At 37.6% G+C, this 12,489-nt stretch carries 10 protein-coding genes; 4 read left to right on the forward strand and 6 right to left on the reverse strand.

Features of this window, described 5'->3' with window-relative positions; genetic code table 11:
* Positions 1-193 precede the first annotated feature (193 nt).
* The gene (gene dnaK / locus GN157_RS01760) at positions 194-2,104 is read right to left on the reverse strand and encodes a molecular chaperone DnaK (protein WP_157481415.1); all 1,911 of its coding nucleotides are present in this window, start codon (positions 2,102-2,104) and stop codon (positions 194-196) included.
* A 210-nt stretch (positions 2,105-2,314) separates the two neighbouring features.
* Between dnaK and GN157_RS01765 the strand changes: the two genes are divergently transcribed.
* The 3 genes from GN157_RS01765 (at position 2,315) to GN157_RS01775 (ending at position 5,513) form a co-directional block, all read left to right on the forward strand.
* Positions 2,315-2,962 (forward strand): hypothetical protein, encoded by a 648-nt coding sequence (locus GN157_RS01765; protein ID WP_157481416.1) that lies wholly within the window; start codon positions 2,315-2,317, stop codon positions 2,960-2,962.
* A gap of 159 nt (positions 2,963-3,121) precedes the next feature.
* A complete protein-coding gene (locus tag GN157_RS01770) occupies positions 3,122-5,134 on the forward strand; it encodes a sensor histidine kinase (protein WP_157481417.1) in 2,013 nt (670 codons plus the stop codon).
* Complete coding sequence (locus GN157_RS01775) at positions 5,085-5,513, forward strand: response regulator (RefSeq protein WP_231749031.1); 429 nt, start codon at positions 5,085-5,087, stop codon at positions 5,511-5,513. The genes GN157_RS01770 and GN157_RS01775 overlap by 50 nt, the downstream gene beginning before the upstream one ends.
* A 162-nt stretch (positions 5,514-5,675) precedes the next feature.
* Here GN157_RS01775 and GN157_RS01780 read toward each other — a convergent pair whose 3' ends face one another.
* The 5 genes from GN157_RS01780 to GN157_RS01800 all read right to left on the reverse strand — a co-directional run bounded on the left by GN157_RS01780 (position 5,676) and on the right by GN157_RS01800 (position 11,728).
* Positions 5,676-6,452, reverse strand: coding sequence for a DUF2490 domain-containing protein (locus GN157_RS01780; RefSeq protein ID WP_157481418.1), 777 nt, complete (start codon positions 6,450-6,452; stop codon positions 5,676-5,678).
* Positions 6,453-6,651: 199 nt separating this feature from the next.
* Positions 6,652-7,656 (reverse strand): endo alpha-1,4 polygalactosaminidase, encoded by a 1,005-nt coding sequence (locus tag GN157_RS01785; RefSeq protein ID WP_157481419.1) that lies wholly within the window; start codon positions 7,654-7,656, stop codon positions 6,652-6,654.
* A gap of 35 nt (positions 7,657-7,691) precedes the next feature.
* Positions 7,692-8,714 carry a tetratricopeptide repeat protein gene (locus tag GN157_RS01790; protein ID WP_157481420.1) on the reverse strand — a complete coding sequence of 341 codons (1,023 nt, stop codon included), beginning with the start codon at positions 8,712-8,714 and terminating at the stop codon, positions 7,692-7,694.
* Between the two features lie 31 nt (positions 8,715-8,745).
* Complete coding sequence (locus GN157_RS01795) at positions 8,746-9,216, reverse strand: hypothetical protein (RefSeq protein ID WP_157481421.1); 471 nt, start codon at positions 9,214-9,216, stop codon at positions 8,746-8,748.
* A 10-nt stretch (positions 9,217-9,226) separates the two neighbouring features.
* Complete coding sequence (locus GN157_RS01800) at positions 9,227-11,728, reverse strand: M14 family zinc carboxypeptidase (protein WP_157481422.1); 2,502 nt, start codon at positions 11,726-11,728, stop codon at positions 9,227-9,229.
* Positions 11,729-12,107: 379 nt separating this feature from the next.
* Here GN157_RS01800 and GN157_RS01805 point away from each other — a divergent pair, with 379 nt between their 5' ends.
* Complete coding sequence (locus GN157_RS01805) at positions 12,108-12,296, forward strand: hypothetical protein (protein ID WP_157481423.1); 189 nt, start codon at positions 12,108-12,110, stop codon at positions 12,294-12,296.
* Positions 12,297-12,489: the final 193 nt, after the last annotated feature.

Genomic DNA, 12,489 nt, shown 5'->3' on the forward strand with positions numbered 1-12,489 from the left:
GTTTTGTCATTTCGACAGTAATGAAATGGAGAGGAGAAATCTCTTTTAATCTGATTTAGATTCTTCACTTCGCTATCGCTGCGTTCAGAATGACAATTAGAAACTGTAAGAAACATATATAAACAAAAACGCCCCGCAATTGCGGGGCATTTTTTATCTAAATACTTTGTACTACCATTGTGTAGTACTCGGATTATTTTACTTCTTCAAAGTCTACATCCTGTACGTTGTCACCTTCCGGCTGAGCTTCACCCTGTGGCTGACCTTGGTCTGCACCACCCTGAGCACCTGCACCAGCTTCTGCCTGTGCTTTGTACATTTCTTCAGATGCATTTTTCCAAGCCTCGTTGATTTTATCAAGAGCAGGTTGGATAGTAGCAACATCTTTAGTTTCGTAAGCTTTTTTCAGCTCTTCAAGAGCCGACTCGATTGGCTGCTTGTTACTGTCAGATAGTTTGTCACCAAACTCTTTAAGCTGTTTCTCTGTTTGGAAAATCATAGCATCAGCTTCGTTTAGCTTATCTACTTTTTCTTTTGCAGCTTTATCAGCATCAGCATTAGCTTCTGCTTCCTGACGCATTCTTTCGATTTCTTCCTGAGTTAATCCTGAAGAAGCCTCGATACGGATGTCGTGCGATTTACCTGTACCTTTATCTGTAGCCGATACTTTGATGATACCGTTAGCATCAATATCAAATGTTACTTCGATTTGAGGCACACCTCTTTGTGCTGGCGGAATACCGTCTAAGTGGAAACGACCTATAGTTTTGTTATCCTGTGCCATTGGTCTTTCACCCTGTAGTACATGGATTTCTACCGATGGTTGGTTATCTGCCGCTGTAGAGAATACCTGAGATTTTTTAGTAGGGATAGTTGTGTTAGCCTCAATTAATTTAGTTAAAACACCACCCATAGTCTCAATACCTAATGAAAGCGGAGTAACGTCTAACAGAAGTACGTCTTTCACGTCACCTGTTAATACACCACCCTGGATAGCAGCACCAATCGCCACAACCTCATCTGGGTTAACACCTTTAGAAGGTTTTTTACCAAAGAATTTCTCTACTTCTTCCTGTATTCTAGGGATACGTGTAGAACCACCTACAAGGATAACCTCATCAATATCTGATTTAGAGATACCTGCATCTTTAAGTGCTTTTTCACATGGTAACATAGAACGTTTTACCAAATCATCAGCAAGTTGCTCAAACTTAGCTCTTGTAAGAGTTTTTACAAGGTGTTTAGGTCCGCTTGCAGTTGCAGTTACATATGGTAAGTTTATTTCAGTTTGCGTAGAAGATGAAAGTTCAATTTTAGCTTTCTCTGCAGCCTCTTTTAAACGTTGTAATGCCATAGCATCTTTACGTAGATCTACACCTTCTTCGCTGTTAAATTCGTTAGCTAACCAGTCAATAATTACCTGGTCAAAGTCATCACCACCAAGGTGTGTATCTCCGTTAGTAGAAAGTACTTCAAACACACCGTCACCTAACTCAAGGATAGAGATATCAAAAGTACCACCACCAAGGTCATATACAGCAATTTTCTGGTCTTTACCAGCCTTATCAAGACCGTAAGCAAGGGCAGCCGCAGTAGGCTCGTTAATAATCCTTCTTACTTTAAGTCCGGCAATTTCACCTGCTTCTTTAGTAGCTTGACGCTGAGCATCGTTAAAGTAAGCCGGTACGGTAATAACCGCTTCGGTTACAGACTGTCCTAAATAATCTTCGGCAGTTTTTTTCATTTTCTGAAGCGTCATAGCCGAAAGCTCCTGTGGAGTGTATAGACGACCGTCAATATCCACACGTGGAGTATCGTTATCACCTTTTACTACACTATAAGGAACGTTACTGGCTTCTTTTGAACTTTCAGAGAATTTGTTACCCATAAAACGTTTTATGGATGATATTGTCTTTGTAGGGTTAGTAACCGCCTGACGTTTTGCAGGGTCACCTACCTTAATTTCACCACCTTCTACAAAAGCGATAACCGATGGCGTTGTTCTTTTTCCTTCAGCATTAGGAATAACTACAGGCTCGTTACCTTCCATTACGGCTACACACGAGTTGGTTGTTCCTAAGTCAATTCCAATTATTTTACTCATATCGTTTAATAGTTATTATTTTGGATTTTCGATTTATGTTTATTGTTTGGTTGTAAATAGTCAATCATTATGCCAAGAGAAAAATTTCATAAAAATGACAGAACAATATGACAAGATGACATTTTAATTTTTATTACTTTTAACAGATTGACAGAAATTATCAACTTCTGTCGGACACAAACAATAACCAACAACCTATAATACCTTACAATGAAAAGTATCTACATTGCGATAATAGTAACTACTATAATATATGGACCACGATTTTATAAATTTCTAAAGGAAAATGTACATAAAATACCAAAAGTCACTTTTGAGCAGCAGCTAACTGCATTTAAAGAACTTGGGTACACCTTTAATAACGAAATAGATAAAAACGACCTTCTTTATTTATATAATGAGAAAGATTATGAAACTGAACCTTACAGCTTGATGTATTACACCTGGGGAGAAATTGCAGATACTAAAGATAAACCTATATCAAACAACTGCTGGCATTTTGATTATGAGTCTATCGAAAATGAAGGTGACTATGTGGATATAATTAAAAGCCTTGAAAGGATTAGCGATGGTCAGCTCAATTTCACTAATGTGCAGGACAACATAGACTTTGACAATGAAACAGCATGGGTTTCATTTAACATTAACGGTGACCATTATAAATATGACCTAACATTTGATAATGACTGGGCAGACCATGCTCTATTTGAAAACATTCAGGCACTTGCCGAAAAGTATAATACAACAGGAAAATTTACCGTATACTCATTAGGGCAAAGCGTAGTATTTGACTTTATGACAGAAGCCGAATTACAACAGTTTAAAAAAGTAACTAAACTAGACCTTGAATGGTTATAAATTTTTAAACCATACAAAACCACTTATCTACACAAAGTTGCATTTTAAAGCAAGAATCTTACAACTTGAAAGAAAATAGTTAAAATATAAATAAATAACCATAATTTAGCATCCGTACACCTACCAATAACGTACATTTTTAATATTTGGTTATTGTTTATGATTGAGAACATTAAAAAAGTTCGCTTTGTTACCATAGCGGGTGCACTGGTATTTTTACTCGCTTCAGCGGTTTTAGTAGGATGGTTGTGGGATATAAGCACGTTAAAGAGTATACTTGACGGCTATATCTCCATGAAGTTCAATACGGCAGTATCGTTCTTACTGCTGTCAGTATGCCTTATTATTACCTCGCTTACTAAAAGAGTTTCCCCTACCATACTAACCATCGAATTACTGGTGGCGGTATATTCATTGGTATCACTCTCACAGGAAATTTTTGCTGTAAATCTAGGTATAGACGAAATACTGTACCCTGATGTTGAAGGTTTTTTAAAAAACGAAGCCTACCCCGGTCGCCTGTCTCCTATTACAGCAGTACTGTTTGTTGTTATGGGATTATCTCTTTTCGGGCAAACATTGTTTAAACACCTAAGGCTTTACTTTCAGTACGCTTTTCATTTTGTAAGCCTAATATCGTTAATATGTATAGTTGGTTACTTTTTTGACGTACCCAGCCTGTATAAATTTACTTTTCTTACACCTATAGCCATACACACGGCTATTGGCTTTGCCATACTATCTATAGGTGCAGCAGCACTAAATCCATGCCTTGGGGTTGTAAAACTGTTTTTGGAAAGAGAAACCGGAAACATAATAGCAAAAAAGCTATTCTTCAGGATGATGGGGCTTATTGCCGTGCTTACCTACATACGTATGCAACTGTATAAGCATAATGTACTCACTACAGACGACGGAACTATTTTCAGCATGAAACCCAGCCTGGCTTTAAGCTCTATTCTGTTTATAATAATCTGTTTTGTATTTATTTATAAGGCAGCCAATGCCATAAACCAGTCGGAAAGGAAACAGAAACTGGCAGAGGTGCATTTTAAAAGCGTAATTGAGTCGGCTCCCAATGCCTTTATCATATCCGATGAAACAGGTACCATAACCCTTGTAAACAAACAAACCGAAATAATATTCGGCTATACCAAAGACGAGCTCGTTGGGCAAAAAATAGATTTGCTTGTACCTACAAAATTCAGGCATCATCACCCTAAAAACAGAAACTCCTACCATGCAGCCCCAACCGCACGTTATTTTGGTGCCGGAAGGGATTTACACGGTATGAGAAAAGACGGTACTGAGTTCCCTGTAGAAATTGGGCTTAACCCCTTAACCACAGGCGACAGTACACTTATACTGGCATCGGTAATAGATATTACCAAACGTAAGGAACAGGAAGCCATTATTAACAAACAGGTTTTAGAGCTTCAAAACAAAAACGAAGAGCTGGAACAGTTTAACTATATCGCTTCACACGATTTACAGGAACCTCTTAGAACAGTAAGTAACTTTATACAGATTATAGAAGAAGACCACGGCAAAGAACTTAACCCCGAAATAAAACTTTACCTTGAACATATAAACCTCGCTACAGGACGCATGAGTATGTTAGTAAAATCACTACTTGATTTTGCCCGTTTGGGTAAAAACAGGCAACTGGTTTATATTGACTGTAACGATGTGCTTAAAGATGTAGTATCTGACCTTAACGGACTCATATCAGCATCGGGTGCAGAAGTGCGATATGGTGTAATGCCACATCTTTATGCTTACAGGCTGGAGTTACGACTGGTTTTTCAAAACCTTATAAATAATGCTATTAAATTCCGTAAAAATGATATCGCCCCCATCATTAAAATTCATTGTCATGAAGAAAAAAATTACTATGAGTTTTGGGTTAGTGATAACGGAATAGGTATTAACCCCCGCTATTTTGAACGTATTTTCCAAATTTTTAAAAGCCTGCACAAAGACGGGCAGTTTGAAGGGCACGGCATTGGGCTGGCACACTGCTATAAAATAGTAGGACTGCACATGGGAAAAATATGGGTAGAATCAGAACCCGGGGAAGGAAGTACATTCAAATTTACAATCTCAAAATTTATAGATAACAATGAGCAACGAAGTGATGAAAAGGCAGGTAAATTGCATAATGCTGGTTGACGACAATAAGGTTGACAACTTTTTTCATGAAAGGGTGATTAGAAAGAATGATGCCGCTAAGCATATTGTAATAAAAGAATCGGCAGAGGAAGCTTTGGATTACATTAAACAAAAAGATCAAAACGGCGAGATGCATCCTGATCTTATTTTTCTTGACATCAATATGCCGGGAATGAACGGATGGGAATTCCTTGAAGAATATGCAACTCTTGATGAAAGTCTGCACTGCAAAATGATAGTGGTGATGCTTACCACTTCTGAAAATCCCGACGATGTGGAAAAGGCAAATGCGCTGGGTTCCCTTTCGGCATTCAGAACAAAACCTTTAACTGGCGAAATGCTGGAAGAGGTACTGGAGCGTTTTTTTAAGTTTCATTAAAACCTCTCCTCTTTTCCCCTGCCAAAAAGGGGAAAACGCCCTGATATAAAAAACATACATTCTGTTTAATTTTATTGTTTATATAAAACTAACAGTATGAAAAGGCTTATACTTTGCAGTGACGGCACCTGGAACAGACCCGGTATTACATACAACAGTGAATTAAGAGGAAAACGGATTCTCAATAATAATATCAAAAGCTATATAGCTAACATCACTTATATTGTTCCCTGTCCCTATTAAATCGTTCATATAACCCACATCAAATATCATCGGGAAATCATCGGGATTGTAAGTGTAATAGAGGCAAAAACGGGCTTCTTTGTAGTTTAAATTATCCCAGCCCTCACTCCTGTCTTTACTTATGGAGAATAATGCCTCGGCACTTGCCGTAACTATATTCTCCCTATCGTGGTCTAAAGAGTAATACAGTTGTGATTTTAAACGGGTACGTAACTGTAAATCATCGGGCACTCGTGAAAAGTCTTCGGTATAAAACTTTCGGGCTTCCTGCCTGGCAGTATTAGTCCATTTAAACCTACCCAAAGTTGTGGTATATTTTACCCTGCCATATAGCCTAAACTCCTGCTCTATCATTTCCTGTTCGGGTTCAGCAACATCTTCACCATATTCGTGCGCTCTCCTGTAACTTATCGCTCCGCTGTATTTCCAGTGATTGTTTATTTTGTGGGATACTTCTTCATTGAGTACGAACAGTGCCGGATACCCAAACGGATTAGACTCATCCATACCACTAATACGTCCAAACCCCACATAACTAACCGATGTGTTTTTTTCGTCTAATTGCTGTTTTATACCAATTGCCGACCAACTGGCATTATTGGTTTCTCCCAGTCCCGGCGAACTTATCTGGGCAGTAAGTCTATTGCAAAAAACACTTAAAAATACTGTTAGCAATAAAAATTTCATTCTCATCATACATCCTGTTTCAGTTAATTACAATGCAAAAATGAAACAAGAATCTGGAAAGAAATTGGAATAAAAAAAGCTGTTCCAAAAGTGCTGTTAATAATACTTTGTCATTTTGACGAAGGAAAAATCTCTTATAAATAATTTAGAGATTCTTCACTTCACTACGTTACATTCAGAATGACACTACTGAAAAAGCGTTTATGTGTTACTGTTCAAAATATTCAAAAGCTTCAATAATGTCGAGGTAAACCCCGTTAAAACCTGTATTTAGTATTTTATCAAGGTATGAGTCTGGTGTGTTATAAATTATATTTTTCCATTCGTCATTCCAGTATTGCACGGTATAGTTACCGGCCCAACTTGGGTTTTCGGCTTCAAGCCATTCGGGTGTTCCCGTTGTCCATCCACTTTGCCAGTAATAACGGTAGTCTTCTGCCTCACCTATAGACATATAGCAAATTACCATACGGACACCTCCGTTTGCCTTAGTTTTAAGCTGAGTGATTTCCTGTTGGGTAAAACTCTCCCCGCCAAGAAACATATCCATTAGCACCACATCATAATTGGTTACCGATACGGCAGTAATGAAGTCCTGCTTAGTAGCAAAGTTTTCAGGGTTTATAAGGTAAAGAAAGTTTTTGGCGTCGCTAAGGTGGTTTATATCATTAGCGTTCTCGTTATGCGGAGCCTGCCCCGGTATAGCATTAAGCTCCCTTTGCGGAGCTGCCAACGATATATAACCGTTATCCTCATTACGGGTGTATGAGTCTGTCACTTTAGATTCGGTAGTACAATAATCAGTAACCAGTATTGTTTTACCAAACTCCTTAGATCGGTCTAAAAACTCCATTAGATAATCGGTCTCATCTGAAGGAGTAGCAACATCATCTGAATCATATCCGTAAAGCAAATCTTCCTGTCCGTGTCCGTCTATGGCATTTAGGTAAGGAGTATTAATTGACCCAAACGGATCTCCGTCATTAGTAAGCAGTTCAATACCGTTTTGAGGTATTACTGCAAAATTGCCGTTTGAAGCTTTCCCCTTCTGGCTAATACTTATAACAAGCTGACGCATTTCCTGCCTGTAATCAACAACTGTTTCACCCGGGGTTTCGCCAGTGTTATTACCATTTTCGGGTCCGGTATCATCCATATCATTATGACACGCCAATAATAAAAATGCTGTGATAGGCAATAAAAGTTTCTTCATTGTTTGGTTTATAGTGGTTGTTATGGTGTGTATCCTTAAACTCTTTTATAATTGGAAACCCAGTCTAAAAAAGCATCTACTTTTTCAGGGTTATCCTGTAACCATAATTCTACTTGTGTATTTTGTATATCCTGATGTATGTAATACATAAAAGTTTCATACATCTCTTCATTGTTAGCTAAATCATAGAAAAAATCTACATAATAATCCCACCAAAAACCTTTCTTTTTCTTGTTTTCCTTTAGCTCTCCCAAAACCATAAAAAAGGACTTAGTATTATCGGCAAAAAAATCAAAATCTGATTTATCAGCATATTCCTCACTCTTCCTTAATGCCTGAGACATGGAAAGTAACATCTCTGCACTTCCAAACTCACTATCAACAGTCAAAGAGTTTAATGTGATATTCACTTTATTATCATCCTTAAACTCAACACCAAGACTATGGTTCTTTTTTATGAGTGTTAATGCTTCGTTAGCCCTCTTACCTACGGGCTCAATGATAAGAAAATTGTAAAACGCTAAGAGTGATTTTGTTCTTTCATCATAATTCAGTTTACCTAACAGTAAATGACTACTGCCGTGCAAAGGATTTTGATGTAATCCTTCCTGAAGGTAATTTTCAGCCTCGTCATATTCTTCCAGTCTGCACTCTACTATTGCAAGGGAGTAGTATAACGAATGAAATTGAGGAGCAACTTTAATCCCTTTTTTAAAAACTTTTATAGCTTCCTTATGTTTACCCGAATAATCGAGCGCCACTCCTTTAATGTAATACCCTTTAGGTGCCATATCACTATCAGAATCAATAACGATATCAGCATACTTAATAGTATTTTTAAATTCTTTTAACGACAAATAAGACAGGCACATTTCATAATAAGCCTCCCAGTTTTTATCATCATTAGCAACTACTTCTTCATAAACAGCAATGGCTTCACGGTAATTCCTCTGGTCATGGAATTGCACACCTCTACTTATTTTTTCTTTAGCTGTTTCCTGAGAAAAAGCAAAAAAAGGAATAGCCACGAAGGCAAGGAAAAACAAAAGTTTCTTCATGGTTGCTGTTTGTTAATGATTAGGGTTTATATTAAGCGTTTGCCGCTTTTTGTTTTTTGCCTACATATATACCAAGCGCTACAACTACAGCCTCAAATGCCATAAACAGGTAATAACCCGTTTTTATTGTTACACCAAAACTACCTGTTGTTACATAAATAAGTCCGCCCAAAAGGAAAATAAAAACGGTAAGGGCTGCAAAAAGCACCTGTTTACGCTGCCTGAATAAAGCACCTACAAACTGAAATACTGTTGCTGCAAGTACTAAGGCAGAGAATACTATAAGTACCTTAAAAAACGGAGCTATAGGCACTTTAGCAAATCTTGGTAAACCACCCGTAACTACATCCAGTAAATTAAAATCACCCCATATAAACCAGTTGTCTCCGGTTTCTCCTGCTCCTTCTGTTGTTGGTTTATAATTAAAAAACGGACTCGTTAATGTAATTGCTGTAACCATTGCAAAGATGTAAAACACCTTATCTAATAACTTATTTTTCATTTTATTATAATTAGTCTACTAAAAATACGGCATTGCTAAACAGTAGGTTTCCGTTTTCCCAAAAACCTCTGAATAACGGATTATCTACCATATAAATTACCTGTCCTTTACCCTTTTGCTCTACAGCAAACGTTACAGTATTCTCCAGGTTTTTCTTTAAATTCTTACCTATAAAACCAAAGCTGATGTAGTTTTGAGGCACATAAGCCACATTCCAAACATCTTTTAACAACTGATAATGCATATCGCTGGTTTTAAGGCTGAAATACTTATTCCCTAAACCATAAGAAAGTGGATGGCTTTTATCGATAACATTTTCAATAACAGCACCGGGAACCGCTTCAGAAATTGATCTTCTTTCAGCGTTCTTGTAATCCATAAAACGGGCTTCAAGAGTTTCCTCTTCCCTGCGTTCCATTTCGGCCATCTTATCAGCTTCCGAAGCGAAGCGGGTTAGGCTGTATCCTGACCTGTCTTCAAAAACGGTAAGCGCGTTACCAATAGCAATAACCTTACCACCATCGGCAATAAAACCATCTAATTTATCTTTCTGGTTTTCATCTAAGTCATAATAACCGTCTGCCAGGACTATGGTAGTAAACTGACTAAAGTCTACTCTGTTTACATTTCTTATATCAATAATACTTAAAGGATATTCTATCATTTGGTCAAAGTAGAACCATGCCTGCCCAAAATCGGTAGCACTAACACCTTCTCCTGCAAGCAGTAATACTTTTGGCGCACTCAATAAAGGATATGATTCCCCGCCAAGATCGCCGCCTTCCAGCGAAAAACCACTTTCCATAACCTCATAATCAGGTTTGCTTTCCAGCAGCATATCCATATTGTTTTTAAAATCGTACATGTTTTGATTGTCTCCCTTTAAAACAATAAGATCACCAGGTTTTATTTTTATTCCCCTAAAGGATGATGCCTTTCTGGCAGAACGAACTTTAATACCACTCTTTAACAGACATGACAGTGTTTTTGCCGATGCTCTGCCATTCCACGGAATGTAATAGGCATATACCCTTTCAAAATCCAGCTTACCTTTGTAGTTAACTTTAGCTTTGGTTTTAATTTTAAAACTGTTCTTTAAGGCATAGCTCTCCACACCATAAGCATAAGGCAGTGCCCATGCTGTAATATCGTAAGAAAGACTATCGGTCAGTTTTGGTGCCGACTCAAACAGCACCTGTGTCAATATCGCCTTAGGTTGTTTTACATTAATGATAAGATCGTTTGGCTCAACCGTAAAATCTCTATCATCGTTATCCATATAACTGTAGCCATCAAGCTTTTTAGTATCGTTAGCAAACGTAAACTGAATATTATTGCGCTCCAGTAACTCGGCAAGCTGTTGAGTTTTTCCGCTATTTTTAATGACATAAGTACTGTATTTCCCTTTAGGCTTATCCTGAGCTTCCTTAAAATATTCCCTGAAGTTTTTAACCAGTTTGTCTTTTTGCCAGGAAGCTGTTTCTACGGCAGTTAACACTGCTTCTGTATGATGATCTATTCTATCCTGTAAGGTTAATACATTTCCGTTGCTCATTACTACTGCCCTACCGGCACCAATACCACCCTGTTCGTAAGTCATACCTACAGCTCCGTTAAAGCTTGGGTAAGTATCTCCATAACTAGGGTAAAACAAATCAAAACGTTCACGGGTATAATAGTTCCAACCTTTAAGATCAAATCGTTTTGAGGTCATTTCCCCTATAGCCATATGGAAATCCTTTTGTGCCTGAGTGATGTACTCATGCATAGGTTCTGCCGCAGGCGGGAAGAAATAAGGCTCATTATACCCCATTTCGTGTACATCTACATGTACCATTGGCATCCACTTATTGTAAAGTTTAATACGCTGTTGCGATTCGGCCTGAGTTTGCCAAGCCCAGTCACGGTTAAGGTCGTAGGCATAATGGTTTTGCCTTCCTCCCGGCCATGGCTCCATGTGCTCCCTGTCGGTATGCCCCGGGTGCAGCATTTGCCCGGTTACATCCCTAAGCCAGTTTCCGTAACGGGAATATCCGTCAGGGTTTAAACAGGGATCCAGTATTACTATGGTATTTTCAAGCCACTCCTTAGTTCTCTTATTGTTAGGGTTAATAAGCTCAAAAGCTACGCTCATAGCACTTTCGGCAGCTCCGGGTTCATTACCGTGAACATTAAAGCTAAGCCATACTATAGCTTTGTCATTAACCTTTACAGGTTTTTCGGCAAGCATACCTATTTGGTATAAGTGATTTTTCCTTATATCCTCTAACTCCTTTAGGTTTTGAGGCGTAGATATATAATAAGCATTAAGGCTCCTGTCCTGATAGGTATAGCCATATTGCTTTTTAAGTATATAGTCTGAATTTTCTGTTAAGTGGTTAAAGTAGTTTTCCAGTTCATGGTAATAGCTTACCTGACTTCCGTAACCGGGAATAAATTCGGCCGGACTTTGTAATTGCGCCTGAACTGCTACCGTAAAAAGCAGTAACAGATTATAAAACAACTTCTTCATTGAGGGTCTTTATTTAAATACCAAATGTAAGCAATTTACACAAGTTGCGTTAGTAATGCTAAAGCGAACTTATTATTACATACTTTAAGACATATTATCTCTAAAAAAGTAAGTCTTTAAGTCTAATACATTTAAGATCTTAAACACGTTACTTTTCATGTTAGAAGAAAAGCAATAAAACCCGACGAACTACACCTTTCGTAATTAAATTTCGACTATTTCATTTATTTTATAATTATATTACTAATTTTTGTTAAAAAATTAAATTTAAAATAACATTTAAAGCTTTTTATATATAAATTTGCTTTACCCCAATCACATTCATACTGTGAAGATTAGCCAATTAAAAGTAAACTAAGTACAGTAAATTTAAAACATTATGAAACGCACCTTCCGACTAATTACTGCCCCCACGGTAATGGTTCTGATATTGTTAGTAGCTGCGTGCAGCAGATTACCTCATGAACAGGATAACGACGAGAAACAGGAAAAGAAACAACAGGAAAAGGCATTAACCAATTCTCCTGAACCTATTAATGACCTAAAGCCAATTAAACCAAAGGCCTAGGCTACTTGTTACAAAAAGTAAAACCATAAGAATACTACACTAAAACCTGTTGGGCAACCAACGGGTTTTATCATTTTAAGCTAAAAATTAAGAAAATTTTAGTCTGAATATTTTTCATTTTTTATTGCTAAACATAGGCTTAGGGTTCTGTGGTTTCAATCACAATTATTATCTTTGCATGCTTTAAAACAAA

Source organism: Flavobacterium rakeshii, assembly GCF_009741375.1.
Classification (GTDB): Bacteria; Bacteroidota; Bacteroidia; order Flavobacteriales; family Flavobacteriaceae; genus Flavobacterium; species Flavobacterium rakeshii.